Below are 25,431 nucleotides of genomic sequence, written 5' to 3' on the forward strand. Positions count from 1 at the left end.
AGGCTCAATCTATGTGGAATCGTAGATAACCATAATTTTATCAAATGTTGTGATGATAGTTATTTTTGATAATTTACTCATCAATCTCTTTAATTAATTCCTCAACAAATTTGATCTTTTGTTCCAATTCTGTAAACTCTACTTCAGAATGTTCTAGGAGTCTGTGATTTGGAACATCATCCATTTAGGTTATAATATGAATTTAATACATAAAAGCAGTTTTAGAATTTCCAAAAATTAGAATGATTATGGAATTTCAGAAATAGTTTTTTATTTTCTAGGTCTTTTACGAGGATTTTTCTCATAATATTTTTCCACATTCTCATTCCACTCTTTGTTTTCTGGTAAGCGTGAACGTGGATGTGGGCGTTTTCCTTTTTTAGATAAAAGATCACTGTTCTCTTCATAAAATCGGTCTATTTCAGAAATTAATACATCTAGAAACTTTGATGCATCTATTGCTTCTTGACTTTTTGGTTCTCTATGAGTCATAATTGATTTTACAAGAGTATCCACTTTGGCAGTCTTGATTTTGTATTCATAACGGACTCTATTTTCAAATGTAATCATTAGGCTTTTTTGTGTAATCTCCTAGTGTATATTCATTTCATTTTCAACCCATAATTGATTTTCATTGTTGGTAATTAGACTGCATTTTTTATTACTCATTGACTTTTTGAAATTATGAAATATGCTAAGGATTACATGCATTCTCCTAGAACCATCAAGTATGAGTCAAATCTTGATGATGTACTTAAAAAAATCATTGATGAGAAAAAAAGTAGATTACTTGTTACTCAAAATGACAAAATTACCGGTTTAGTGTCTGAAAAAGATCTTGGATTGTTTCTTCTTACTGATAATTCTGAAAGAAAACTCAATGACATCCCATTATCTGAAATTTATAAAAAAATAATTAGCGTTAATGAAAAAACGGAATTGACAGAATGTGCTGAACTTATGCTTAGACAGGGCATTGGTTCTTTGGTTGTGACTACAAATAATGAGGTGTCTGGAATCATAACAAAAACAGATCTAGTGAGATTCTTTACAAAAATACATGCTAATCAAAAGACTGTGGGTGAATACATGTCTCCTTATTATGCGTGGCAATATTCAGACACTCCTCTTTACAAAGTTGTACTCAAAATGATTGATGACAAAATTTCTCGTGTAATTATTCGTGATCATAATGAAACTCCTGTTGGAATTGTAACTTTTCGTGATTTGTTTAATCTGGTACTAAAATTAGGACAGCAAGATGATGTTCTTGATAACAGTGATCCTCTCATCTCAGTAATTTTTCCAAGAAAAGGATTTGTTTCTGATTCTGGATTTGGGGGCAGTACAAAAATTGATGAAATAATGAGTAAGGATATTGTATCTGTGATCTATGATGATGATTTGGCAAAAACTGGACAAATTTTTTTGGATAAAAACATTAACGGTGCAGGTGTTTTGTCTGGTCACAATAATATTATCGGCATAATTAGCAAGACTGATATTGTCAAGGCATTGGCATTTTTAAAATAATTTTATGTCAAATTTTATATCTACTAGTTTAAATCAACTAAACTGGAAATAAAATTATGAGTGATAAACCCAAACATAGTGATTTTGAATTATTTGAAAAAATTAGTAAAAAATATTTTTTAGAACTTGAACAAAACGTTCCACATATTCAACAAACACTATTTGATTTGCAAAATGAATATTATAAAGTATGGAAGAATTTTGTAAATTCTAATCTTTCTCTTCAAAAAGAATTCCTAACCACATCTGGGCTTGATTCTAAATTACCTGATGCTACCAAAGATATTATTGAAAACATCGCTGATGAAACAATCCAATTTCGTTCAATATTGCATAAAATTACTATCAGCAATATTGAGTATGGAAAAAACTATGCAAAAAAACTCAATGATAATGCTGATGCATTTGTTGATCTTAATAGAAAAATAACCCAGTATTGGACATCTGCATTTATTCCACGCTAAGATATTTGATGTGAAAAAATCTATTGCTAGATATTACTGATTATTGTCTCAGTCTTGTGATGGTGTTATGGCATATGGGATATCTTATTCTAAATCTTTGATAATATCTTCTTTTTAGTTTCTTGAAATTCTTTTGCAGTGATTAATCCTTGTTTCCTTAATTTCCCAAGTTTTTCTAATTCATCAAGATGATTTTGAGTTGAGGTTTTTAGTTTCTTTGAAATCCTTTTTCTAACTGTGCCTGATTTTGCTGTTTTCTTAATCTGTGTCTCCAAATTTGCTTTTTTCCTTGAAATTATTTTACCTATCTCAAACCCTTTCTTTTTTGCGTGATTTATGATCTCTTCTGATTTTTGTTTGGTTACATCATCTACAAGCTTTCGTTTTTTTGCCATTTTCCCCAATTCTCGAGTTTTTTTGCGGGCTAGTCTGGCTTGATATTTTAAATCTTTGATAATCTCATCTTTTGTTTTTCTCTTGAATCGCTGTGTATATTCTTCAATCACTAGTATTGGAAATGGACTGTATTCTACATCCAGATAGTATTTGATTATTGTGTCATCTGGTAATTTTTTGAGGTACTCTTTGATTGATTTTTCAGATTTAAACATCATAATTGTTCTTTTAGTTGTTCTCTTAAAAAGATTGATTTGATGTCTCTACTGTGAATCTATTTTCTTGATATTCTTCGTCATAGATTTTCTTTATCTTTTTTTTAATAACAAACTCATCAAGAATTTTTTCTACCTCTTCCTCTGAAATGCCAAATCTTCTATGAATATGTCGTATTGCAGTTGTTTCATTAATTTCTGCTCTGTTTTTAATAAAATCAAATATTGTTTCTTTAATGTCTGTAGTTTCAGTCATAATTCTATGCTGCATGAACAATATTTAAAATTGGCAACGTTAATTTTGATGTTAACTATCTTGTTATCAAATCATATACATACAAATTTGACGTATGTAAATTATCAATATGGCTGAAAAAATAACTGCATCTGCGCTAAAATCTCAGAAAAATGATTTTGTAGTTATTGATGTGAGAGAAGATGATGAACTTGAGGGTGGAAAAATTGATGGTTCAATTCACATGCCTTTAGGTTTGAGCATTAGAAATGCAAAAAAGAAGCAGATTGAGGATCTTCGAGGAAAGAAAATCTGTACTTATTGTGGTACTGGTTATCGAGGAAATCTTGCTGCTGATGAATTAATTAAAGAGGGATTCATTGCAGTAACATTGGAAGGCGGATATCCTTCCTGGACCCAGTCCTAATTTTTTATTTATTCCAGACTGATTGAATTTTTAGCCATGCGATCAAATCTTTGTATAATTTACTTTTGTTCATATTTAGAATGCCGATCTCAAGGTTTGTAGATGATTTGACTGTTTTTGAATAGTTTTCATATTTTGCAAAAATTATTTTATCTAGATACATTTCATTTTGCATCTCTTTTTTTGCCAGCTCTTCAGATTCTGTCATTGCAAAGCTTGCAAACAACACACCATCAACCCAATATGCATTAGCTGACTCTAGAGATGACATCATTCCAATTAGATCATCAAGATCCAATTTTATCATATCTCGAACATAGATTTTGTCATATGGCTTATGGATAAACTCTGTCATGTGCTGAATCTTGTGTGGAGTTTAATGAGTATTTGGAAATTTTATAACTGGTTTTAAACAAATTATTTTATGGTTGAAACTAGTGGAGATTCTTTTGAACATGATTTGTTTGTTACAGAATTCCCAAAACAAGGCTATGGCATAGTTGATTACTTACAAGGTAGAGTTCATTTTGCTTTACTTGATCAAATGAAACTGATGCACACCTCTGGCATGACCCAGGAGAAGATAAAAGAAACAATTCTTATGCGCGTTACTGAAATTATTGAAAATTTTGAACCTAATTCTGACTCAAAAGGTTCTTGATTCTAAATTTTTTGAATCAGCCATAATGATCTTGTGGCATTTACAATAGCAATTAGTATGTGGTATATCATTATCCATTCGGTATTGACATTCTTTGGTATGTTCTATTGCTGACAATTTCCTTATTCAGATTATGCCTTGGTTGGATCACGACTAAGTATGTTTAGAACATGCTCAACAATTTGTTTCTGACCACCTTCATGAACATCTTTTCTTACCGTATCTGAACCCATACTGACAAAGATTAGGTTGTCATCTCCTAAAGGAAATGTCATTCTTGTAATCTTTTCAAATGCAGCTACTGCATACAACCCCTTTCCAATTTTTGAACTGAGTTCTTTTCTTCCTTTCCATGCTTGTGCGGCTCTTTTCAAAGATGCTTCTGTTTCTTGTTGTGACAGATAGTTTGTCACGCTTTCTCTGTGGCTTGTAGCAAGTATGTTTCCTTCATTATCTGTGACTATACTATGTCGTATGTTTACATCTGAATCCATTATTCTCTTTAAGAGATTTTCAAAATTCATACAATACTATATATCAAAATGTTACTTAAAAAGTTCTAAAAATTATGATGATTTTCTATAATCAAAATACTCTTGTATCTCATTGTTGAGTTTTTTTATTAAATACTCATCAGTAAAATCTGATTTTTTTAGTGATTCCCATGTCTCCTCAATTCCTTGTTTTAAGACAAATAATGTTCTTTTATCGTCACAGTGCATGATATTTCATCTTAATTATGAAATTTATGTTTACCAGAATTTAAAAAAATGATTAGAGTTTTCTCTAAGTTGTTTTGACTGTGTTTTTTAGCCTAGTAATTTTGACTGCACAGAAATTCAGGCATATCAGTCTTCGGATATTAGCCATGAAAGCCCAATTGCTTCTTCCCATGATGAATTGTTATTGTTATTTTCCATGATTTGGTATGAGTAATTTTCTATTTAACAAGAATGAATGAATTATCAGTATTAAAAATATGAACAAATCAGTAGTGATTCTTTATATTTAATCTCAGTAAAACTTCTTACCCGACCATGTGGTGGCGATTCAAATTTTTTTGAATCTTACCACTTTTAATTTTCTAAATTTGACATTTTTTCATAATAGTATTCTTGTTTTTTCAATTCTTTTTCGTTTATGATCCTGAATTTTCTTATTGGGATGAGTTTTGAAATCTCTTCATAAGTGGTAATGTCTATTGCATCAGCTGCATACGCAATTTGTAAAAGAGGAGCTTTTTCCTCAATTATTGGTTTTACTTGATTGTATCCGCTACTTTGCCTCATCCCAGTTCTAAATAGCCCAATGTGTTTATCGCTTTTTGAAACTTGAGGATCTTGATAACAACAAATTGCAAATTCATCTTCTTCTTTTTCAATAATCGTCAATCTGGTAAATTTTTCACTCCAATTTTCAATATTTTTTGAGATTTCAAGTGCTTCATCTTTATCTTCAAAAACAATTGATACTACTATCCTATCTTTTTCATGAGCCCATGATATGCCATAAAAATTTTTTCGCCAATCAATTTCAAATGACATAAAATCCTTTAAAAAATCTCACATTAATTCTTTCTAATAATCTATATTCTTAGAAAAAAATGATGAACTAACAATCTTTGTCACATTCACATTTTCTGCTCGTAAACAGATTTTTGAATGCTTCAAATCTTGACTGGTTAATTGATGGTTTTGTTCTTCCAACAATCTTGAATAATTTGATCCCAGTCTCCGCGCTAGTTCCTTTTAGTGCCCATGAACCATTTTTCATAAGGTATGGTTGTGGGTTCTTCATTGACACTTTTTTTCGTGCCTTGATATCATATGCCTCTATTACTGACATGTGCCTTTATTGCCAAATTTCTATTACTAGTCAAAAGTGAATTTTTTCGCAGCATCTAGCTCAAAAATTATTTTTTTAAAACAAAAAGAGAAATTAGGACGTAACATTTAGTGCGGATATCTCACATTCACACGCTTCTCTTTTTCCACAATATGGACAATTGCAGTCACAATGTAGTAATGGAACGCCGCAAGTTATGCATTTGGTATATTCTGCAAAGTCATCTCTCATGCTGTTATATCTCATTCAAAATTGATAAGTTGTCTGCTAAAAATTATGTAAATTAGTTTTAATTTGAATTTTTTTTTAAACAAATGTTTGAAAATTCCCTCCTGTCTCTTTTATATCTCGAGCCCATAATTGTATTGACGCCTTCGATTAGTGGTCTAGGCATGCTATAAACGACCACTATTCCAAGACGTTACTAGTCTCTTTTTTTCAATAATGCCTCTTGTGGGGATTTGTCTTTATTGGATTCCCAATGCCAACCATGATGTTTTTTCCAATGCTTTTCTAATTCCTCTGTTGTCGGCTCTTTCCCTAAGGGTGTACCACATAATTTACACTGTATCATTTTTGACTATCTCTTGTTTTTTCTTTTTTGGTTTTATTGTGGGATGACACTGTGCAGGTAAATTTTCATCATCCATGAGTTTTTAGAATGGTTTGCTGAAAATAAGTATTTGTTTAATTTTATGCAAATTTTTATTTTTTATTTTTGAAATTATTTGCTTTTTGTCTTTTTCTTTTTTGTTCTGAATTCATTATGGAGTACGTTTGACCTACTTTGCACAATTTCATTTCTCCTGAAAATTCATCATGAACTGACTCAATTGTTCCATTTGATAGTAATTCGCCAATAACATCCCATGCTTTACTCTCCGATATTTCAAATTTGTAGGGTATTGTTGTGACTTTGGTAAAAAATCCATTTTCTGAATTTCTCAAAATAAATTTTTCAACCTTTTGCTCAGTAGTTAGTGAAGGTCTTTTTTTCGTAAATTTTCTAAATGGCTTTTTTTGAGACAATATTTGATTAAAAAATAATCTAGTATTTTAGCTATACATCATTTTGCATTAATTGTATCTGGATCATTATTTCCTGGCAGATATTTGTCTCCTAAGATTCCTTTCATATTCTCATCAAATTCTTCTTGAAGTCTTGTAAGGTACATTTCAGCTTCTGTTTCATCCTGGGGAATACCCGTGTCTGTATCGTAATTGAAGCCTGTTGCGAGGTGGTAAAATTCTTCAAAGAATTCTTTGCAATCAATTACATCTGCATCTGAGTCAATTGATACTACAAAGCAACCATTATCAATTTTAAAATTCAAACATATTTCTTCCTCAATCATTACATCTGCCATTACGGCCATTAGATAAGGTACGTATTTCTCATCAATATTTCTCTGATTCTTGTTTGAAATCCATAATTCTTCTCCGTCAATCATATGATCAAATGTTCTAACTACCATATCTCTTATCTCCACATCAAGATGGGCTGATTTTGATTTCCATAATTTTTCATCATAGTTTAGAGGCTTGACATAAATAGCATCAAATCTTAAATCTTCATTTAACTGATCAAATTCCCACACCTGCTTGTTAGTCCACATTGGAGAAAATTTTGCAATTAATGCTCTAGTTGTCTGATTCAATAGATGTTTTCCACTTTTTCTGTAGTTTAATCTTACCTAGATTATTTGATTCCTGACTTTAGATACTCTATAGTGCATTCTGCAAGCTCTTTATCTTTGTGCTTTGTTATTTCGTGTTTGCAATTAGGGCAGATCCCCTCTTGCCCTTCTGTATATTCATCTCCGACTTGTTTCATACAACATTCCATCAATTCTGATGTTGAATGTGATTCCATTGAAAGTTTGCATGTTGGGCATTCAGTCATACTATTGCAACTTTATGACTGGTAATAAATTATATTTAATTTTGAATGCATTATTACATGAATCCACAAAAATTTCATAATACAATCAAATGTGTTTGTAACGAATCAGTTAATTTTGAAATAATTGATGAAATTGAATGTGATTGGGGAATTCATTCTGTAATACAATGTCCAAAATGTCAAGAACTGTTTTCAATTGATAATATTTGTCCTGCATTTTGTGATGTTTTAGATTTAGAAAAAAATAATTTTAATCTATTTTCTGAAAAAGAAAAATTTGATTATACCTTAAACTCTCATCCTAATTGACTTAGGCCACAGATAAAAGTTGATAATCAATGTCGTGTTGCGTTAATGCTATTATCAACAATCCAGCTACACCTATGGCAATACCTTAACTATTAAAATATTAATAAAATAAAAAAACAATGCAAAAATTGATTTAGGCAATTAAAAAAATTAATCAAATTTAACTAAACAAAATTATGAAACCTACAGCTAGTGCAACTATTGAAATTCCCATGCATACATAAAACCTGTTATTCATGATTTATGCTAGAAATTATCTAAAATTAATAGTTTGGATTTGGAAAGCAAGCAAGTTTGATATCTTTTATGCATCGACTCTTTGGGAGTTACAGCCAGATATCAAACAGGCAAACAACCTTGCTTCCAATATTTGTAATGGTTTGTATTCCCAAAAATTCTTAAAATAAAACATGTCTTGCATATTGATCAAAATGGGTTGAAAAAATTATCCACTTTGTGCTCATAAATCTGAGCCTAGGAGCATTTTTTGATGCATATTTAAAAAATACATACACTTTCTTTTAGTCTGAATTCACGTTAGATATATTGAGTCATCCGTTTGATGGCGTTCTAAGTTTGCCTTAACTGACTATACTCCTAGAATCATGCCGTCAAATACACTCCACTTTTAACAAAAAATTTTTCAATTCTAAAACTTAATGATACATGTTTGTTAATCACATGTAAAGGCGTCCAGAAAAACAATAGACATGAAAAATGTCCATTCCTCCATGATGGTGACTGGGGGGATTCACAATTAGTAGACCATCAAAACTATCACAGATCACAAGAAACTCAAAATTATTCGTGGCTTGGATTTGAAACCTCTCAACCTATTGGAAAATTCAGTGGACGAGATGGAAAAAATTCCTAATCACAATCTAATTATTCTAAAATATCTAAATCATCCTCAAGAAAATGAGCGAAAATAATACTTTGTCTTGGTCAAAGAACTACTCACTGAAATGGTCTGATTTCAAAGCAGAACATAACCCTGCAACTTTTGAAGATTCTCACAGTGTGATAAAATATGGTTTTACTTGGATAGTTGACTCTGAAAAACTGGGTAGTGAAGTACTATTTTTTATAAAAAATATTGATCTTTCTGTAGAGTTCTGCCCCCTATTGTCTTCTGTTAGAATATCTGAGGCGAATGATCGTTTGCTAAAACATGAACAAGGGCATTTTGATTTGGCTGAATTAGTTAGACGTGAAAATATTTCAGCACTGCAGATGAAATTTGAAGGAAAGAAATTTCAAACAAGAGGAAAAAATGAAGAACAAAGAAAACAATTTGCAAAAGAAGATTCTGGCAAATTAATTGCTCAAGAAGTTGAAAAAATACAAAAAATATTAGATGAACGTATTAAGAAATATGATAAAGTTACTGATTTTGGTAATAATTTAGAAATACAGTCTGAATATAATTTAAAATTTGAACCGTTAAGACTCTGATTATGCTTCTGATTTAGAATTATTAGAAATTTTCCGTTAACATTAGTTATCCGTACTGGTTTTGACTAATCTTAGTGTGACTTTTCAAAAATCTTGTTTTCTTGAATTGAGTTTATGTAATTTACCAGACTGCGGTAATATTTTAAATGAAAATCTAAGTCTCGAATCTCTGTTTGTTTTAACTCCTCTAACTCTGGCCCAAAATCCCTTTTGTCTGATTGAATTTGATTCAAAGTATTTTCATTAACTTCAATCATGTGAAATAAACTGTGAAGAACCTCTTCTTTGGTCAATGTTCTTTCGCATGATTTTCTTAATAATGCCTCAACCCAATCCATATTTTTTTAAAACCAAGTTGTTATATCACCACCTAAATGTGATTAATTCTTACCTTTACTCTATTTTTTTTAATTGAGGCTAAAATTACTTTTTTTCTGATTTCTTTTTTCTATCCATTATTTCCTTATTTCTTTCCGTATCTGAATGCACTTCTACATGGTCATAAAGTGCCTCTTTTGAATCAAAAATCTGTTCACAGTAATAGCATTGATGCATTTCTAAATTACTACATTCTTAGATTAATTGTTTTCTCCAATGTAAGGCTAATTCATTCGTATTTCAGTATGCAGTAAAATGAAATTCTGGATTTTTCTTACAATCTTGTTTTTTCAATTGGACTCAAATCTTGCAGACTAACGTCTTTGAATGTAGATTAAAAATGGGTGTGCTGTCCATATTAGGACATATCTATTTGTAAATAATTTTTTAAATATGGTCTAAGCTTGATGAATTCTGAGAAATCATTATTTTGTCAGGTCAAATGAACAAATCTTTGTCTCAAATAGTATGATGTCCATATGCCCTTTATTCAATAGTTTTTGATTGGGATTTGGATTTTTTAATGTGTCTCTATCTTTATCTCTGAATTACATGTGGGCAATTCATTTGTCTCACTTCTAAATTGATCAATCAATTGTAATTGAAGTTCTTTTGAATTATCTGAGAATACTCTTTGATAAAATTGAGTTTTTTGTTTGCATTCATTTCCTTCAAAATCTGTGTCAACATATTTTGTGAATGTTTTTTCCAGATTATTACTTTCTCCGATGTAGATTGGGTCTTTGTTTCTGTTGTATAGAACATATACGCCTGGATTTGGTTTTACAAATTTTGCGCTCTCTAGCCATACTCTCATCTTATCATCTAATAATTCCATGATCTATGATGTATTTACTAGATATTAAACTAGATTACTATAATTCAGATATTACAAGAACCTTCATGCTTTTAATATAAAGGAGAATCCAGATTAATCCTGTCTCTTTTAGAAAAATTTCCTCAACAATTTGTTCCTAGAAATATTCAAAAGGAAATACTTTCTGATATTGAAGAGCAGTTCAATTCTGGACATAAAAAAATTATTTTGTGTGCTCCTACAGGGGTTGGCAAGTCTCTTGTGGGTGCAACAATCTCCAAACATTTTGATAGTTCTTTTACTGTAACTGCATCAAAACATCTTCAAGATCAATACATCAAAGACATTCCTTTTCTCAAACCTGTAAAGGGCAAATCAAATTTTCCTTGTCTAAAATTAATGTCTGCTGAAAAAGTCGATAATTCTAGAAGGGCAATGAGGTGGGGCCTGACATGTGAGAAAGGAGAGTGTCAGGAAAGGACTAGCAAAAATGGCAAAGAAGTAGTTGAGGTTTGTAAATTCAAGCCTACAATAAAACAAGTTGAGGAAAATACCCAGGATTCTGATTCTTGCCATTACTATCTTCAAAAATACGATGCTCTGGTTTCAAAGCATTCACTTTGGAATTACCATGCATTTTTTCAAATTATGAAATTCAACAAGAAATTATTTGAAGATTATCTAGATCGTAAAGTGTCAGTTTTTGATGAGGCCCATAAAATTGAAGATCAAATTATTCAGTTTGTAGGATTCGATATTTTTAGTGGCCAAGTAGATGAATGTAATCTTAATGTTGACAGATATGATTTTACAGATTTAGATTCTATGATAAATTTAACTGATGATATTGCATACTCTTATGCTAAAAAAATTAAAGACATCAAAGAAAGTCCATCATTTGAAAAGGAACCTGACTATGAATTAATTTCAAGATTGGAACGACGTTATGATAGAGCCGCACAGGCCAAAATTGATATTGCATCTGATAAAGATAATTTTGTTGTAAATGATCCTGTTAGGGATTTAAATGGAAATTTTAGAACAATATCTGTAAAACCAATTGATGTTTCAAAGTTTGCAAATACTTTTTTTGAAACAGAATATCAGCTTTTCATGTCTGCAACAATTGATAAAAACAGTTTTTGTGAAAATATGGGGTTGAACAAAGATGATGTTGCATTTGTTGATGCTCCTAAATCTCCGTTTCCTATTGAACATAGAAAAATTGACTTGCTAAATATTCGACGACTAAGCTATGGTTCCACAGAAGAAGATGAATTAGAAGTAATCAAAACAATTGATAGGATTTTAGATGAACACTCTGATGAACGTGGATTGATTCTTACGTCTTCTATTCCAAGATGTCACAAAATCTTAAGATATCTGTCTCCAAAAAACACTAGAAGAATAAGGATTTGTCATAGTAAGAATAAAGATGGGAAAACCCAAGATGAAGTGATATCTGAGCATGCCTCTGATCCTACAGGGGTCTTGTTATCCTCTTCATTGTGGGAGGGTGTTGATCTCAAAGATGACCTTTCTCGTTTTCAAATAATTGCAAAGGTTCCATATCCAAATTATAAAGAAAAGCGTACAAAAGCCAAGATGGATAAATTCCCTCTTTGGTATACTTCTCAAACCCTTACCAAACTACTACAGGGATTTGGGCGTTCTATTCGAAGTGAGGATGACTGGGCAAGAACATATGTGCTTGATGCTGCAGTAAATAACGTCTTTTTTAAGGCACAACAAATGATTCCAAAATCTTACTATGATGTTTTAGGAATAGAAAACCTGTAGTAGGTGAATCTCTATAGATTCAGTAAATAGACTAGATGTGAGGATCTACATTTTTGTTGAATATATTCAAACAAAAAATTTGTTTTAATCATTGTATATTTCGTTTTTCTTTCTATTGAATTTGTTGTATCCTTCTTTATCGTAATCTGGGTGATCATATCCTAGCACATCGTACCCGCTACTATCATACCCATCTTTGTCATACCCATCTAGATCATATCCATACTTGTCAAATGTACGACTGAATCTGCCCAACAAACCCATAACAGAATTTCATGAATTCAATTCAGATAAGCATTTTCCTATCTGATACGTCCAATTTTATCCTAAAAATAGTTGTTCAATCCACGTGGGCAAAATTTGTAACAACTCTTTTCTAATTTAGAGAAGGAGAGAAACTAGTGACTAAAAAGAAACAATTTTGCAATTATTGTCCTGAAAACAAGTGTTTGCTAGATTGCAAAATCTGTAATCCAAAACTTGGAACAGGATACATTTGTGATTGTTAATTATGAAAAATTATACTTTCATGATTAATAATCTAACAGTTTCATTACATCATCTCGTGAAACTGCAGTCATTGTCTGAAAACGCATTACTTCACTTGCCATAACGCTAAGCTTCATTGCATCTTTTTCAGATGGTGCTTCGTAGATCCATACGGCATCAAATTTTCCAAGAGTCCAGTATGTTCCAACTATCTTTATTCCTGAAGGGGGATTTTTCATAATTTCTTTTCCAGATTCCACTACATCTTTTGTTTTTTTCTTGAATTTGATCATACTAATGAAGATCATTTCAAATGATTAATCTCGATTATCTGATTTAACAATATTGAATATTTTACAAGTTTAGAATTATACAAATTATTATTTATTTTTGAACAGGGATTTTCATTTTTGCTTATTCTTATTTAACTTCTGCACCCCCTGGTTTTTCTTTTTGCACGTAGGTGTGTTCTGCAGCATGGGCACTGAACTCCCTCAAATTCTAGATATGCATCACAATTTGTGCATCTCTTGACCCCTTGACTGTATCTTCTACTCTCAGAACGATACCTTTCACAAATTCCTCTACAAGCCATTATGGGATCAGCAATCCTTTGCATTTTGGACATTTGTATTTGTATTTTGTATAGTGAATTGTGAAAATTCCTCCACATAAACTACAAATTTTCAGAGATGACTGTCTACTCATTTTTCAAATTTGGATTTTTAGTAAATAATATTGATGGCTCGAACTCTTTGATGGTGATTGTGACATCTTTTATCATGCTTTGATAATATGTGACTATGTGTCCATTTTCTGCAAAATCTGATTTTTTTAAAATCAATGAGCAGTCTTTGAGACTTTGAACTCTTTTGTAGGCTGAACTTAGGGGAATCTTCAACTCTTTTGCTATTTCTTGTATTCTCTTTGGTTTTTTTATAATTGAAAATAAAATATGTCTTGATTCTAAATTTATTAATTCATTGAAAATTTTATGTGAAATATCATATTTTTCTACTAGCAACGGTCTGAGTTTTTTTGCCACAAGAGATTTTAAATTTTTATGGGATATAAAAAAACTAGAGACTCTCATCATCTAGAATATGATTCTAAAATGAAACTTGATTTTAACAAAGAAAACATTAACACAGTTTATTCGAAGTTATGCCAATAGCAACTTCCATGTGGATGAACCTTGAATTGCGTTAATGCTTTCTTTGATTCAAACCTTGCTTGCAAAAAAGTGTCAGGGTAAGAAAACATGGCTTGAACATATTTTGATATAAAGTATTTGTAATAAAATAGATGATTATTTTATTATGCTATTCTAAAGTTTTGACATATCAAATTGTATTATGCTATTACAACCATCTCTATCTTTAATTTATAATTTGCAGATAACACATTATGTCTGATCAACTAAAACCATGGGTTATAGTAAGCTCAATCAGTGATGATGCTTCTGAACAAGATATTGATAGGATTCGCCCCCAAATTATTTCCCTAGTAGATAATTGGCAATCCTCTAATGGAACTATGTGGTCTGGCTCTTTTAGTGGCAAGCCAAGCGGAATGGCAGTGTTTGAGGCAACAGAGCAAGAGGCAAAAAAATTCTACGATGAGTACTCTAAGGTATGTGGAGATGTACTGGTACATCACATGTATCAGTGGGATGCAATGCCCATACTTTCAGTTTTATCAAAATGACTGAAAGATTTTTTATTTTTTAGGTGCCCAAAATGGTAAATAGACCACTGAGTTGAATCTTAATTGAATCATGATTTGTAATCTGTAAATTACATCAGTATTTTTTTTGCTCAAGAATCATCTATTTTTAAAAAAGTAGGCATGAAAATACGGATAAAACAATTACTATTTGGTAACCTGTAGTAGATAACAGTAATTAACAATATGATAATTTCATTTTCTTTTCTGTTATCTCTGAACTAATTTTTGATCGCTGATCTATAAAGATTGTGGACAAATTGATCATCTATCCTGACACTCTCAAATCCTTAATTGATTGATATCATTTTGTTGCCATATGAGTGCCTCAAAGTTTTTGGTAAATATTAAAAAACAAACACATTTTGCCAAAAATTCGGTTATATCTAATTGACAAGGACAAATATTATTTCATTAACTAGGGAACAAGAAAAATTTGATTTGAAAAGACTTTCTATGGATTAGCTTTGGTGATTGCGCCTTCTGCTGCTGAACCAACTAGAGTTGCAAATTTTGCCAAAGCTCCTGTTGTGTAATTTGGTTTTGGAGGATTCCACTGTTTTCTTCTATCTTCCAATTCTTCAGATGATACGTGAAGTTCAATTAGATTAGTCTCAACATCTATTGTGATTTCATCATCATCTTTTACTAGTGCTATTGGTCCTCCCACATATGCCTCAGGTGCTACGTGGCCTACCATGAATCCTCTTGTTCCTCCTGAAAATCGCCCATCAGTTACCATTGCAACTTTTTTTCCTAATCCTTGACCTACTAGTGCTGCAGTTGTAGCTAGCATCTCTCTCATACCTGGACCTCCTTTTGGTCCTTCATATCTGATTACGACAACATGACCTTCGTCAATTTCTCCTTTTTTTACGGCTTCAAATGCAAATTCCTCTCTATCAAAAACCCGTGCTTTTCCTGTAAATTTTGTCATCTCTACACCTGCAGTTTTTATCACTGCTCCTTCTGGTGCAAGTGAGCCTTTGAGTATAACTGCAGTACCTACTGTATGTATTGGGTTCTCTATTGACCTTACTATTTGCTGATCTGCTTCAGGCATACTCATTGAAGTTAAATTCTCTTTGATAGTTTTTCCAGTAACTGTAATACAATTTTCATGTAATAGTCCTTTGTCAAGTAACTTCTTTAGTACAAATGGGATTCCACCAATTTTATCAAGTGAATTCATTACATAGTTTCCACCAGGCTTCATGTCTGCTAGATGTGGTGTCTTTTTTCTCACTCTTTCAAAATCATCATATGTTAATTTGATACCTACTTCATTTGCAAGTGCAAGTAAATGTAAAATTCCGTTAGTTGAACCCCCAACTGAATTTAACATGGTAATTGCATTCTCAAATGCCTCAAAAGTAAGAATCTCTTTAGGTCTAATATTCATCTGTAATAATTTTGCACATGCCACTCCTGTATCATATACCATCTTTTCTCTTCTATCATCTTCTGCTGGAGGACTGGCACTACCTGGTAATGCAAGACCAATAGCTTCTGATATTGATGCCATTGTATTTGCAGTAAACATACCTCCACAAGATCCTTCATTTGGACATGCAGTATTTTCAATATTTTTGAGTCCTTCTAATGATAATTGACCTGCATCATATGCGCCAACTGCCTCATAGACATCTACAACTGTTAGTTCTTTTCCATCTAGCATTCCTGGCATGATGGTTCCTCCATAAACAAATACTGATGGGATGTTTAGTCTTGCCATTGCCATCATTGTGCCTGGAAGACTCTTATCGCAACCTGCAATTCCTACCAGTGCATCATATTGATGGGCTCTTACCATTAATTCAATAGAATCTGCAATTATTTCACGAGAAACCAAAGAAGATTTCATTCCTTCATGTCCCATAGCAATTCCATCACTTACAGCAATTGTTGAAAATTCTCTAGGTGTTGCACCTGTATCTGAGACACCTTCTTTAGCTTTTAATGCTAATCTGGGAAGATGAATGTTACATGGTGTTGCTTCGTTTCCTGTATGGCATACTCCAATGAACTGCTTTGATAAATCATTGTCATCTAATCCCATAGCTTTGTACATTGCTCTTTGTGGTGCACGGGAAGTTCCTTCTACAACGTTTCTGCTAGAAATTTCCATAATATTGAATTCTTGATTGCTATAATTTAGACTTTGTTGATTTAGTCAATTCAAAAATTTTCATTGAGTTTAAATTGTAATTGTTTAGTTGGATTCCATGGAGCAAAAAGCACTTGAATGCCCAGTTTGTAAAAGTAACAAAGCCGAAATTGCAGGTGAAAATGTTAAACTTGGTGGTAGATTCAAAGACAAAGAATTTCTCACAACAGAACTTACTGTATTAAGATGTGCTCGCTGTGGATTTTACATGTTCTTTGATAAAATGGCACAGTTTACAACAAAAGAAGAATCTTAGAATTCTATTTGACTATTCTTTGGTTTTCTAACTCAATTAATTGACCTTCGATTTCTTCAGGTGTTTCGCCACCATATGAAACTAAAATTCTATCATCTTCCATAATTTCAATGTCTCTGATATCTGGAACTTGTTTTCCGTTATAGTAGAATTTCAGAGAATAGTCCTCATTTGTACAGAACTCTCGCCCATCCTGGAAAACAAAGCATTTGTCATCAAGACCTAATGACAGTGTCTCAAATAGATATCCTAGTGTAACTCCTGTTGCATGTTTGTGTATTGTGGAACCATCTCTTCCTTCAAAGTGAATCCAACTTGATTTGATTTGATATGCTGGGGCTGAAAAGTCGAAATAATCTCCAAATATTCTTACTGCAATTGCAGCGTGTGCATGATCACTGCCTAATGCACCTGCATTTTCTGGCCCACCTGGAGCAGTACTTTGATCCATTGTGACAAACATCCATACGGCATATCCTACAATTACTGCAATTACTGCAAAGACACCAATTGCAATCAGGGTGTTTTTTCTTTGCTCAGCTGAATGTTTTGTAGCATAGTTTTCACGTTTTTGTTCACGTGCTCGTCTCTCTTTTCTGCCCATAGGATGTTCAAACTCTCAAATTTGCCCTAATTAACCATTCGATAAACTCTTTTCTCAAAGTATTTTTTTCTAAAAAATAATAAATAAAATTACAAACTGCTGAATTTATGACTTGTATCTTTTGTGATATTTTAGATGGCAAGATTGATGGTCACTTTTTGTACGAAGATGACTCTCACGTTTCATTTTTGGATAAATACCCAATCGATGTGGGTCATAGCTTGGTAATTCCTCGCGAACATCATGAAAGGATCACTGACATGGCCTCTGAAGATGTTGGAAAAGCATTTTCTTTGGTCCCAAAAATTGCAAAGGCTATACTAACTGCTACAGGAGCTGATGCGTTTAGCCTTGGCCAAAATAATGGACGTGCTGCAAAACAAATAATTCCTCATGTGCATATCCATATAATTCCCAGGTATAATCACAAGGGAACAATTTGGACTAAACGACAAATATCAACTGATGATGAACTCTCAGAACTTGCAAAAAAGATTCGCAGTGTTATTTAGCGTGCCCTGGGTTGTATCTTAAAATCGCGCCAATTTTTCCAAGACTTGCAAGCATATTTCCGTGTTCTGCACTTCCTGACACCACTTCTAATTTTGAACCTGTCTTTGATGAAAGTAATTCTAGATAGTCTACAATATCTTGTTCGTTTACCTCCACTTCCATGGCTTTACATCCAGGACATGGGTTGTTAGAATACTCTGTCTTTTTTGGGATTACTTGTGGCCTTTCAACAATTTCTTCTTGCATGTGTTGACAGCGTTTACATTTTCCTTCTACTCTATGCAAATTTGTATTATCTGTAATGATCAAGGTTTCTACTACGTTATTTTTTAGAAACTCGATTACTTCTTTTAATCCATATGATCCTTTTCCAGTATTTCCGTTAATCTCTCTGAACAAGTCTTCAACTAGTTTTTTTTCTTCAACTAGTCTAAAGTTTCCCAAAATATCTGAAGACTTTGCAAATGCTTCTCTAATTCCTTCTGACCCTGAATATGATGAATCAATTGTTGCAATGATGTTGTTTTGTAATCGATATTCTAGATAATTTCCATTGATAAAATCTTCTTTTGTAGGTCCTGGACCTGAAATGACAAGTCCCTTTACTGGATAGATATCAATAAAATATTCTCTTGTTGTTTGTGCTACTCTGTTAAAATAATATGTCAGCTCCATTTCTCTTAATTTTTGAAACCTCTTTGCAGATTGTCCTCCTTGTCTATGTTTTCCTGCAACTCCTGAACCTGTTTGGGCAAGTACTTCAATTTTGTCCCCATGTAGCAATCCCCAACCTGCATCTTTTGCATCAATTGCTAAAAACCCAATCAGATTGTCATCCTTGAGCATGTCTTTTAAAATGTCGACATGGAAATGGTCATCACATCTGTACAGATATTGATTCAAATCTTTTGGTGGGTCTATCTCCCAAACTTTGACAACTTCGCTTCCTAATGGACCGCCTTCTTCTGGAGGTAACGCTCCACAAAACATCACTAATCCTCTTTCAGGTGTTTTTTTGTAGAGTTTTAATCTCTGAACTACTTTCCCCAAAGAATCTACAACATGACTTCTAGTAAGATCTGATTTGATATTGTCTGCTGTACCTTGTTCTTGTTGAAGTGTTCCAATAATCTCATGAAGTTGCTTTCCTTTGGGAATGTATACTGTGATTAGTTCTGTTCCGCGACCAGACTTTTTTGATAACTCTTCCAATGTTTTTCTAATTTTATAGATTTTAACAGAATCTTGTTTTTCTATCTTTATTTTGCCCATTTGTGCTTTCTCCAAACTATGCGGATATTAATTTTGATTGATTGATTTGGGTTTTCTAATCATAATTCATCAAATGTTTTAAGAAATACCTCTAATGGTTGATTTCCTCTAATTTTGATAATTTTTTCATCATTGAATACTAAAAATGAAGGTGTGGCATCAATTCCTATCTCTCGACCAAATTCATACAATTCATTTACTTTGTTTTGATATTTGTGTTCATCAAGACATTTGTTGAACATGTCTAAATCCAAATTAACAGTTATTGCAAAACTATCTAATGAATTTCTTGTAATCCATCCTGTTCTTTCTCCTCCCCAATTTTTGTAAAGTTCATTATGATATTGCCAATATTTTCCTTGATCTTCAGCACAATATGATGCTTCAGCAGCCAATAGTGAATCTGGTCCATTTAATGGGAAGTCTTTGAATACAAGTTTAATTTTACCAGTTTTGATAAAATCCTCATTAATTACATCCAATGTGTTTTGATGAAATTTGTAACAAAATGTACATTGATAATCTCCCCATTCTAAAATGGTGATAGGTGCATTATTCTTACCCATAACGGGTGACCCGTTTTCGATTAGTTTTGATACTGTTAATTTTTCTGAATTGTCTTCTGGCTCTGGATAAAATACTAGAAAACTGCCTGCAATAATGCCTATTACAATAGGAATTACTAAAAGATAGAATTTACTCACACCATCTTTTTTTTGTAATACATGTAAAAATCTTGTTTAACTTGTAGCAATTGTCCACAATGCAGAGTTTTTTGCAGATATCTCTGCAACAAAGGGATCATCTGATGATGAAATAATAACTATGTCTCCTTCTGATGGGTTTAATTTTTCTAAAAGCGTTTGTTTGATTTTTTTGTATGGTGCAAGGCAGTCTTTGCCTTCCCCTGGAAAGACAAATCTATTGTTTTCAAACATCAATGTGATACATCCTGATGAGCCATACATTATCGCATAATCTCTTTGTTCTAATCCTGTTTTTATTACTGAAGAGAATTTTTTGAGAATAATTGCATGATTGTTTTTGCTTTTGGTCAATCCATTTTTCTCAATCTTACATTCATTTGAAATAATTTTTTTTAATTGCAAAGTAATTTTTTCCCCTTTGTCTGTAAGAAAATTCCCAGATCTTGTTGATTCAATTATTCCTGCTTCTTTTAGATGCAAAACAAGTGTTTTTACTGCACCTTCTCCTAGATGGATTTCTTTTCCCAATGTAGCTCTGCTTACAAATTTTTCTTCTGATAATAATTGAAGGGCTTTGAATACATGCGGAATACTAAATGTGAGTATTTTACTAGATCCCTTTCTTGATACTATGTTTTGTAATGTTTGAATAGTTTTTTTCAGTTTTTTTCCTTTTGTATTATTATTTATAAATTGGATAAATCATCCAAGAGCTTAAATACGCTCAACTGATGCTAATCTCATGTCTGAAACAAGACAAATTAATGTGTCTAAAACAAGCGTACCTAAACTTGCATTACTTGCATTAGGAATTATCTTTGCAGCCGGATTGTTTGTTGTAGGCTTTGATCAAGGACACATCTTTAGTCTAGTTTATGGTGAGCAAGCATTTACAGATCTTTACATCCATGAACTTACTCATGATATGAGACACGCTGCTGGATTTCCTTGTCATTAGAGGTCTTTAATCATGAAAACATTTCTTTTTATCATAATTGTCTTAATTTCAGGTGCGTTTGCAGGTTTTGTTCATGGAACTGTTAATTTTGCAATTGTAGAACCATATCTTGATCAAGCAATTGGAATTGAAAACCAAAATCTATTTGCAACTGGTGAAGAAGAAGACACCCCTGAGTTTTGGGTAGAATATGAAGGATATCGAACTTGGCAAAAAGGTGGACAGATTCTTGCTGGAGTGATTCTAGGTGTTTCAGTTGGCTCTTTGTTTGGAATAGTTTTTGCATTGTCTAGAAATTCATTACCTGGAAGTAATGATGTCAAAAAATCACTTGTATTGGCTGGCATCATGTGGCTTACTCTTTATTTTATACCCTTTCTCAAATACCCTGCAAACCCTCCAACAGTGGGTGATACTGAAACCGTTGTATTGCGTGCAATTTTGTATTTGACATTTATTGCTATTTCTGGATTTGGGGCCGTGGGATTTTATCAGTTATCAAAGAAACTACAAAATAACAAAAAACTCCTTGCGTTACTGGGTTATGGCGTTTTTATTTCTGCAGTATTTCTTGCAATGCCAGAAAACCCTGATGAGATTACAGCCCCTATGAATTTGGTCAATGAATTTAGGATAATGTCTGTTCTTGGAGTAACATCATTTTGGATATCTGTTGGCATAATTCTTGGGTTATTGTGGAATAGACTTTTAACTAAACAAGAAACCCCTCAATCATACAGCTAGTTATTCTAAATCTCTAGAATGAGAATAAAATATCTAGTTTTAAATACACCAAATAATTTTTCAACATTATGTCCAGAAAATTAACTTTACCGCAATTAAAAAAATATGATATCACTCAAAAGGTAATAGAGGCATTAGCTGATTCAGAATCTCGCGCAATACTATTTTCTATTATTAAGAAAGGAAATACAGCTGCAGAACTTTCTGACAAACTCAAAATCCCTCTTAGCTCTGTATACAAAAAATTATCTGACCTTGAAGAACTCACTCTAATTGAAGTTGAAAAATGGATGTTGTCTGATAAAGGTAGAAAATACAAAGTCTATAGAAGTAGAATCAGCAAAGCAGATATTTCTATTAAAAAACCTGAACCTGTTCTTGTGTTACTGCCAAACAAGTGATATGAATGTCCAAACCTAACATTATTCAATTATCCGAATTCGATATCACTCAAAAAATTATTGAATCTCTAAGCAATGTTTGCACAAGAGCTGTATTGTTTTCTGTAAAAAATGAATCAAAAGATGCAACCCAAATTGCAGATGAATTGAAACTTTCTCTTTCAACAGTATACAAAACACTCTCCAATCTTGAAGTTCTTGCTTTAGCTGAAGTGGACAAGTATGTAATTTCTCCAGAAGGAAAAAAAATTAAACTGTATCGTAGTAGGATCGGAAAAGTTGAGATTACATTAGATGATCTAGAGCCCAGCTTGAATCTATATCCTAACACTACCAATCCAAAATCAAACCTATAGATATTCTCATTCTAGAGATTTGGAATGATTTCTTGGAATGAAAATTCAGTTTAAATAATTTAGCTACTCCTAATTTTTTTAGAAATCATGAAACAAAAAACAACCATGGCAATTATTGTTGCATTTGTAGCTATTGGCATAGCAACAATTCCTTTGAGCCAGACTGCACAAGCACAGAGTTCTATTCCTGATTGGATTAAAACAAATGCTGGTTGGTGGGCCGAAGGTGCTGTAGATGATACCACTTTTCTAAATGGAATTGAATTCCTAATTGAAAATGGAATCATCAATGTTTCATCTGATTCAAAATCTGTTGATGTTGACACACTAACAATAGGATTCATTCCAGTCGAAAAGGCTGATGAATTAACTCCAAAAGCACAAGCCTTGGAGGCATTCCTTGAAAATGAGTTAGGTGTTGATGTCGAAGTAGTTGTACCAACAAACTATGAGACCATTATTGAAGGAATGAGGTTTGGTCACATAGATGCTGCCTTTATGGATACTGGTCCTGCATGGATCACTCATGAAAGAACAGGAGCAGAAGCAGTTTTGGCAGAACTTGTTAAAGGAAAAGTGAACTACCAGGCAACAGTTTGGACCCTGGCAGACAATGATTCTTTGCAATCAATTGAAGATACTGTTGGCAAAAAAGTTGCATTTACTAGCATTACTGGTTCCTCTGGTTTTGTTAGACCAATGGGAACTTTGGTAACTGATGGACATGTAACAATTGAAGGTGACGATATAGTTGCACTAGAATCTGCATTGGCAAAAAACTTTGAAAGTTATACCTTTGCAGGAGGATACAAAGCAGCATTAGAATTATTACTAAATGGAAATGTTGATGTTGCATTTGGTTCTGATATCGCCCCACAAAAGTATCTTGAATTAGAGGATCAAAAGAAATTACGTCCGATAACAACTATTGGACCAGTACCATCACATGTGTTTATGGTAAGTGCTGATATGTCAGACTCTACCAAAAATGCACTAGTTGATGCTCTCATACAACTAAACTATGATGAGCACAATTCCATTTTGAGGGATTTGTATGGTGCTGAAGCACTAGTTCCAACAACAACTACGATGCATATAGGCGAATTTGGAGAATTCATCAACGCATTAACAGGACTTGATCAGTTGATTCTAGACAAATACAACAAGAGCAAATAAAAACAGGAATTCTGAAAATGATTCAAATTCAGATGACCAAAAACCCTTCTTTTTCATTAATCTCTACAAAGAAAATTATTCAAATGAATGATGTTTGGACATCTTATGATTCTAAGAACTTTGCATTGGAAGGAATTAACATGTCAATTGACAGAGGTACAAATTATGCCATAGTAGGACAATCGGGTTCTGGAAAATCCACTTTGTTAAAACTGCTTAACGGTATGATGGTTCCCAGTAAAGGAATTATCAAAATTGATTATGTGACTCCAAACATGAATGATAAAAAATTCAAAAAAATGATGCATTCAATTGGATATATTCCTCAAAGTCTTGGATTGGTAAAAAATAGTACTGTTCTTGAAAATATTTTGATTGGCTCTTTACCTAGAATAGGGAAAATCCAATCTTTTCTAAAAAATTTTCCAGAATCTGAGATTCACGATGCCAAAAAAATTATTTCTCAAGTTGGTTTGTCTGGTAAAGAAGAAAGAAAGGCCTACATGTTAAGTGGTGGTGAGAAGAGAAGAGTTGCAATTGCTCGAGCCTTAATGCAAAAACCCACTATCTTGTTAGCAGATGAAATTGTTTCAGAGTTGGATCATGTAACTGCTCGTGAAATTATGGATTTAATTGCAGATGCTCAAAAGAGAATGAATCTCACTGCAATAATGGTACACCATGATATGCAACTTGCCTTAGAATATGCAAATCGTGTTGCTGTTATCAAAGAAGGACAAAAAATTCTTGAGATAGGTGTTGAGGGTGATACTATTGTTGATTTTCAAACGGGGGATATGACTACTGAAGAAATTATGGAGATGTATGCTGATGACGCCCAAAAATAATATTCTCATTGGAATAATCGTTGCCTTGGTAGTAGTTGCATCCTACAATGTGGATGCAAATCCTGTTGACTTTGTTCAAGGATTGCCAAATATTGCAATTGTAGTTGAAGAAATGCTTGTAGTTGAACCAAAATATGTGCCAACAGCTCTTTGGGCAATGTTTGAAACAGTTCAGATGGCATTTATTGGAACAATTGTGGGTGTTGCAATTGCATTGCCTTTGAGTATGCTTGCTGCAAGAAATCTAAATAGCAAATATGTCTATGCCCCAATTAGGGCATTATTAGCTGCCATTCGTACATTCCCTTCAATATTATGGGCAATTTTGTTTGTGATAATGGTTGGATTAGGCCCATTTGCAGGTGTTCTTGCAATTATTATGTATACAATTGGATTTGTAGCAAAATTACAATACGAAGCAATTGAAACAATTGATTCTGATCCTATGGATGCAGTTAGTTCTATAGGTATATCAAAATGGCAATTAATCAGATATGTTGTAATTCCAGAATCTGCATCTCATCTTTTAAGTCAAATGCTTTACATGTTTGATTACAATGTACGTCAAACAAGTATTCTTGGATTGGTTGGTGCTGGTGGAATTGGATTTTATATTATTAATTATATTAAATTCTTTGAATATGGAAAAGCTGCAATCTTTATGCTTGTAGTTTTAGTAGTTGTATTAATTATTGATTGGATTAGTGTCAAGATTAGAGACAAGTTTATCATAAAATCACAACATGGAATGGAAGTAACTGCAAAAAATACGTAATC

40 protein-coding genes are annotated in these 25,431 nt (G+C 32.6%); 18 read left to right on the forward strand and 22 right to left on the reverse strand.

Features of this window, described 5'->3' with window-relative positions; genetic code table 11:
• Nucleotides 1-270: 270 nt before the first annotated feature.
• On the reverse strand, nt 271-570 hold the full coding sequence (locus NPIRD3C_RS06215) for a hypothetical protein (protein WP_148703325.1): 300 nt from the start codon (nt 568-570) through the stop codon (nt 271-273).
• A 114-nt stretch (nt 571-684) separates the two neighbouring features.
• Here NPIRD3C_RS06215 and NPIRD3C_RS06220 point away from each other — a divergent pair, with 114 nt between their 5' ends.
• Complete coding sequence (locus NPIRD3C_RS06220; RefSeq protein ID WP_148703326.1) at nt 685-1,533, forward strand: CBS domain-containing protein; 849 nt, start codon at nt 685-687, stop codon at nt 1,531-1,533.
• 56 nt (nt 1,534-1,589) lie between these two features.
• The gene (locus tag NPIRD3C_RS06225) at nt 1,590-1,997 is read left to right on the forward strand and encodes a hypothetical protein (protein ID WP_148703327.1); all 408 of its coding nucleotides are present in this window, start codon (nt 1,590-1,592) and stop codon (nt 1,995-1,997) included.
• A gap of 89 nt (nt 1,998-2,086) precedes the next feature.
• Here NPIRD3C_RS06225 and NPIRD3C_RS06230 read toward each other — a convergent pair whose 3' ends face one another.
• Both NPIRD3C_RS06230 and NPIRD3C_RS06235 read right to left on the reverse strand, forming a co-directional pair.
• Nucleotides 2,087-2,611: an SHOCT domain-containing protein gene (locus tag NPIRD3C_RS06230; protein WP_148703328.1), complete on the reverse strand. Its 525-nt coding sequence runs from the start codon at nt 2,609-2,611 to the stop codon at nt 2,087-2,089.
• A 22-nt stretch (nt 2,612-2,633) separates the two neighbouring features.
• Nucleotides 2,634-2,864: a hypothetical protein gene (locus NPIRD3C_RS06235; RefSeq protein WP_148703329.1), complete on the reverse strand. Its 231-nt coding sequence runs from the start codon at nt 2,862-2,864 to the stop codon at nt 2,634-2,636.
• Between the two features lie 109 nt (nt 2,865-2,973).
• On the opposite strand from NPIRD3C_RS06235, the gene NPIRD3C_RS06240 reads away from it, so the two are divergent.
• Nucleotides 2,974-3,270 (forward strand): rhodanese-like domain-containing protein, encoded by a 297-nt coding sequence (locus NPIRD3C_RS06240; protein WP_148703330.1) that lies wholly within the window; start codon nt 2,974-2,976, stop codon nt 3,268-3,270.
• A 4-nt stretch (nt 3,271-3,274) separates the two neighbouring features.
• Here NPIRD3C_RS06240 and NPIRD3C_RS06245 read toward each other — a convergent pair whose 3' ends face one another.
• The gene (locus NPIRD3C_RS06245; RefSeq protein ID WP_148703331.1) at nt 3,275-3,625 is read right to left on the reverse strand and encodes a hypothetical protein; all 351 of its coding nucleotides are present in this window, start codon (nt 3,623-3,625) and stop codon (nt 3,275-3,277) included.
• 69 nt (nt 3,626-3,694) lie between these two features.
• On the opposite strand from NPIRD3C_RS06245, the gene NPIRD3C_RS06250 reads away from it, so the two are divergent.
• Entirely contained in the window at nt 3,695-3,931 is a 237-nt protein-coding gene (locus NPIRD3C_RS06250) for a hypothetical protein (protein ID WP_148703332.1), read from the forward strand.
• A gap of 131 nt (nt 3,932-4,062) precedes the next feature.
• Here the strand turns inward: NPIRD3C_RS06250 and NPIRD3C_RS06255 are convergent, their stop codons facing one another.
• The 8 genes from NPIRD3C_RS06255 to NPIRD3C_RS06280 form a co-directional block, all read right to left on the reverse strand.
• Nucleotides 4,063-4,455, reverse strand: coding sequence for a hypothetical protein (locus NPIRD3C_RS06255; RefSeq protein WP_237087622.1), 393 nt, complete (start codon nt 4,453-4,455; stop codon nt 4,063-4,065).
• A 42-nt stretch (nt 4,456-4,497) separates the two neighbouring features.
• Nucleotides 4,498-4,653 carry a hypothetical protein gene (locus NPIRD3C_RS10635; RefSeq protein WP_182126961.1) on the reverse strand — a complete coding sequence of 52 codons (156 nt, stop codon included), beginning with the start codon at nt 4,651-4,653 and terminating at the stop codon, nt 4,498-4,500.
• A 354-nt stretch (nt 4,654-5,007) separates the two neighbouring features.
• Nucleotides 5,008-5,475, reverse strand: a complete 468-nt coding sequence (locus NPIRD3C_RS06260; protein ID WP_148703333.1) for a hypothetical protein — start codon at nt 5,473-5,475, stop codon at nt 5,008-5,010.
• 67 nt (nt 5,476-5,542) lie between these two features.
• Nucleotides 5,543-5,776, reverse strand: coding sequence for a hypothetical protein (locus NPIRD3C_RS06265; RefSeq protein WP_148703334.1), 234 nt, complete (start codon nt 5,774-5,776; stop codon nt 5,543-5,545).
• 424 nt (nt 5,777-6,200) lie between these two features.
• Nucleotides 6,201-6,350, reverse strand: coding sequence for a hypothetical protein (locus tag NPIRD3C_RS10640; RefSeq protein ID WP_192827838.1), 150 nt, complete (start codon nt 6,348-6,350; stop codon nt 6,201-6,203).
• Nucleotides 6,351-6,481: 131 nt separating this feature from the next.
• Nucleotides 6,482-6,805: a hypothetical protein gene (locus NPIRD3C_RS06270; protein ID WP_148703335.1), complete on the reverse strand. Its 324-nt coding sequence runs from the start codon at nt 6,803-6,805 to the stop codon at nt 6,482-6,484.
• Between the two features lie 38 nt (nt 6,806-6,843).
• A complete protein-coding gene (locus NPIRD3C_RS06275; protein WP_148703336.1) occupies nt 6,844-7,434 on the reverse strand; it encodes a hypothetical protein in 591 nt (196 codons plus the stop codon).
• A 41-nt stretch (nt 7,435-7,475) separates the two neighbouring features.
• A complete protein-coding gene (locus tag NPIRD3C_RS06280) occupies nt 7,476-7,679 on the reverse strand; it encodes a hypothetical protein (protein WP_148703337.1) in 204 nt (67 codons plus the stop codon).
• A gap of 57 nt (nt 7,680-7,736) precedes the next feature.
• Here NPIRD3C_RS06280 and NPIRD3C_RS06285 point away from each other — a divergent pair, with 57 nt between their 5' ends.
• The 3 genes from NPIRD3C_RS06285 to NPIRD3C_RS06295 all read left to right on the forward strand — a co-directional run bounded on the left by NPIRD3C_RS06285 (nt 7,737) and on the right by NPIRD3C_RS06295 (nt 9,443).
• Nucleotides 7,737-7,988: a hypothetical protein gene (locus tag NPIRD3C_RS06285; protein ID WP_148703338.1), complete on the forward strand. Its 252-nt coding sequence runs from the start codon at nt 7,737-7,739 to the stop codon at nt 7,986-7,988.
• Between the two features lie 670 nt (nt 7,989-8,658).
• A complete protein-coding gene (locus tag NPIRD3C_RS10880; RefSeq protein ID WP_237087623.1) occupies nt 8,659-8,862 on the forward strand; it encodes a hypothetical protein in 204 nt (67 codons plus the stop codon).
• A gap of 44 nt (nt 8,863-8,906) precedes the next feature.
• Entirely contained in the window at nt 8,907-9,443 is a 537-nt protein-coding gene (locus NPIRD3C_RS06295; RefSeq protein WP_148703339.1) for a hypothetical protein, read from the forward strand.
• Between the two features lie 71 nt (nt 9,444-9,514).
• Here the strand turns inward: NPIRD3C_RS06295 and NPIRD3C_RS06300 are convergent, their stop codons facing one another.
• The gene (locus NPIRD3C_RS06300) at nt 9,515-9,781 is read right to left on the reverse strand and encodes a hypothetical protein (protein ID WP_148703340.1); all 267 of its coding nucleotides are present in this window, start codon (nt 9,779-9,781) and stop codon (nt 9,515-9,517) included.
• Nucleotides 9,782-10,341: 560 nt separating this feature from the next.
• Nucleotides 10,342-10,659 carry a GIY-YIG nuclease family protein gene (locus NPIRD3C_RS06305; protein WP_148703341.1) on the reverse strand — a complete coding sequence of 106 codons (318 nt, stop codon included), beginning with the start codon at nt 10,657-10,659 and terminating at the stop codon, nt 10,342-10,344.
• A 96-nt stretch (nt 10,660-10,755) separates the two neighbouring features.
• On the opposite strand from NPIRD3C_RS06305, the gene NPIRD3C_RS06310 reads away from it, so the two are divergent.
• Nucleotides 10,756-12,438: a helicase C-terminal domain-containing protein gene (locus NPIRD3C_RS06310; RefSeq protein WP_237087753.1), complete on the forward strand. Its 1,683-nt coding sequence runs from the start codon at nt 10,756-10,758 to the stop codon at nt 12,436-12,438.
• An 84-nt stretch (nt 12,439-12,522) separates the two neighbouring features.
• On the opposite strand, the gene NPIRD3C_RS06315 is transcribed toward NPIRD3C_RS06310, so the two are convergent.
• From NPIRD3C_RS06315 to NPIRD3C_RS06325, 3 genes are all read right to left on the reverse strand, one after another.
• Nucleotides 12,523-12,702, reverse strand: coding sequence for a hypothetical protein (locus tag NPIRD3C_RS06315; RefSeq protein WP_148703343.1), 180 nt, complete (start codon nt 12,700-12,702; stop codon nt 12,523-12,525).
• A gap of 269 nt (nt 12,703-12,971) precedes the next feature.
• Entirely contained in the window at nt 12,972-13,220 is a 249-nt protein-coding gene (locus tag NPIRD3C_RS06320; protein WP_160272884.1) for a GYD domain-containing protein, read from the reverse strand.
• A gap of 407 nt (nt 13,221-13,627) precedes the next feature.
• Nucleotides 13,628-13,972, reverse strand: a complete 345-nt coding sequence (locus NPIRD3C_RS06325; RefSeq protein WP_182126964.1) for a helix-turn-helix domain-containing protein — start codon at nt 13,970-13,972, stop codon at nt 13,628-13,630.
• A gap of 362 nt (nt 13,973-14,334) precedes the next feature.
• On the opposite strand from NPIRD3C_RS06325, the gene NPIRD3C_RS06330 reads away from it, so the two are divergent.
• Complete coding sequence (locus NPIRD3C_RS06330) at nt 14,335-14,634, forward strand: hypothetical protein (RefSeq protein ID WP_148703345.1); 300 nt, start codon at nt 14,335-14,337, stop codon at nt 14,632-14,634.
• Between the two features lie 472 nt (nt 14,635-15,106).
• On the opposite strand, the gene ilvD is transcribed toward NPIRD3C_RS06330, so the two are convergent.
• Nucleotides 15,107-16,780, reverse strand: a complete 1,674-nt coding sequence (ilvD, locus tag NPIRD3C_RS06335) for a dihydroxy-acid dehydratase (protein WP_148703346.1) — start codon at nt 16,778-16,780, stop codon at nt 15,107-15,109.
• Between the two features lie 97 nt (nt 16,781-16,877).
• On the opposite strand from ilvD, the gene NPIRD3C_RS06340 reads away from it, so the two are divergent.
• Nucleotides 16,878-17,075 (forward strand): hypothetical protein, encoded by a 198-nt coding sequence (locus tag NPIRD3C_RS06340; RefSeq protein ID WP_148703347.1) that lies wholly within the window; start codon nt 16,878-16,880, stop codon nt 17,073-17,075.
• Nucleotides 17,076-17,079: 4 nt separating this feature from the next.
• On the opposite strand, the gene NPIRD3C_RS06345 is transcribed toward NPIRD3C_RS06340, so the two are convergent.
• A complete protein-coding gene (locus NPIRD3C_RS06345) occupies nt 17,080-17,679 on the reverse strand; it encodes a protein-disulfide isomerase (protein WP_148703348.1) in 600 nt (199 codons plus the stop codon).
• 107 nt (nt 17,680-17,786) lie between these two features.
• Between NPIRD3C_RS06345 and NPIRD3C_RS06350 the strand changes: the two genes are divergently transcribed.
• A complete protein-coding gene (locus tag NPIRD3C_RS06350; protein WP_148703349.1) occupies nt 17,787-18,191 on the forward strand; it encodes an HIT domain-containing protein in 405 nt (134 codons plus the stop codon).
• On the opposite strand, the gene prf1 is transcribed toward NPIRD3C_RS06350, so the two are convergent.
• The 3 genes from prf1 to NPIRD3C_RS06365 are packed head-to-tail and all read right to left on the reverse strand — an operon-like array spanning nt 18,184 to nt 20,699.
• Entirely contained in the window at nt 18,184-19,464 is a 1,281-nt protein-coding gene (gene prf1 / locus NPIRD3C_RS06355; RefSeq protein WP_148703350.1) for a peptide chain release factor aRF-1, read from the reverse strand. The two genes, NPIRD3C_RS06350 and prf1, sit on opposite strands and share 8 nt — an antisense overlap.
• Before the next feature lie 59 nt (nt 19,465-19,523).
• The gene (locus tag NPIRD3C_RS06360) at nt 19,524-20,168 is read right to left on the reverse strand and encodes a DsbA family protein (protein ID WP_148703351.1); all 645 of its coding nucleotides are present in this window, start codon (nt 20,166-20,168) and stop codon (nt 19,524-19,526) included.
• 36 nt (nt 20,169-20,204) lie between these two features.
• Nucleotides 20,205-20,699, reverse strand: coding sequence for a DUF4443 domain-containing protein (locus NPIRD3C_RS06365; protein ID WP_237087624.1), 495 nt, complete (start codon nt 20,697-20,699; stop codon nt 20,205-20,207).
• Nucleotides 20,700-20,913: 214 nt separating this feature from the next.
• On the opposite strand from NPIRD3C_RS06365, the gene NPIRD3C_RS06370 reads away from it, so the two are divergent.
• The 7 genes from NPIRD3C_RS06370 (at nt 20,914) to phnE (ending at nt 25,429) form a co-directional block, all read left to right on the forward strand.
• The gene (locus NPIRD3C_RS06370; RefSeq protein ID WP_148703353.1) at nt 20,914-21,129 is read left to right on the forward strand and encodes a CbtB domain-containing protein; all 216 of its coding nucleotides are present in this window, start codon (nt 20,914-20,916) and stop codon (nt 21,127-21,129) included.
• Nucleotides 21,130-21,141: 12 nt separating this feature from the next.
• Entirely contained in the window at nt 21,142-21,873 is a 732-nt protein-coding gene (locus NPIRD3C_RS06375; protein ID WP_148703354.1) for a CbtA family protein, read from the forward strand.
• Nucleotides 21,874-21,941: 68 nt separating this feature from the next.
• Nucleotides 21,942-22,274 (forward strand): ArsR/SmtB family transcription factor, encoded by a 333-nt coding sequence (locus NPIRD3C_RS06380; protein WP_014963261.1) that lies wholly within the window; start codon nt 21,942-21,944, stop codon nt 22,272-22,274.
• A gap of 5 nt (nt 22,275-22,279) precedes the next feature.
• Nucleotides 22,280-22,630 carry an ArsR family transcriptional regulator gene (locus NPIRD3C_RS06385; RefSeq protein WP_148703355.1) on the forward strand — a complete coding sequence of 117 codons (351 nt, stop codon included), beginning with the start codon at nt 22,280-22,282 and terminating at the stop codon, nt 22,628-22,630.
• An 87-nt stretch (nt 22,631-22,717) separates the two neighbouring features.
• Nucleotides 22,718-23,806: a phosphate/phosphite/phosphonate ABC transporter substrate-binding protein gene (locus NPIRD3C_RS06390; protein WP_237087625.1), complete on the forward strand. Its 1,089-nt coding sequence runs from the start codon at nt 22,718-22,720 to the stop codon at nt 23,804-23,806.
• Between the two features lie 17 nt (nt 23,807-23,823).
• Complete coding sequence (locus tag NPIRD3C_RS06395) at nt 23,824-24,654, forward strand: phosphonate ABC transporter ATP-binding protein (protein WP_148703356.1); 831 nt, start codon at nt 23,824-23,826, stop codon at nt 24,652-24,654.
• Complete coding sequence (gene phnE, locus NPIRD3C_RS06400) at nt 24,638-25,429, forward strand: phosphonate ABC transporter, permease protein PhnE (RefSeq protein ID WP_148703357.1); 792 nt, start codon at nt 24,638-24,640, stop codon at nt 25,427-25,429. Before NPIRD3C_RS06395 ends, phnE begins: the two co-directional genes overlap by 17 nt.
• Nucleotides 25,430-25,431 lie beyond the last annotated feature (2 nt).

This window comes from Nitrosopumilus piranensis (assembly GCF_000875775.1).
GTDB lineage: Archaea > Thermoproteota > Nitrososphaeria > Nitrososphaerales > Nitrosopumilaceae > Nitrosopumilus > Nitrosopumilus piranensis.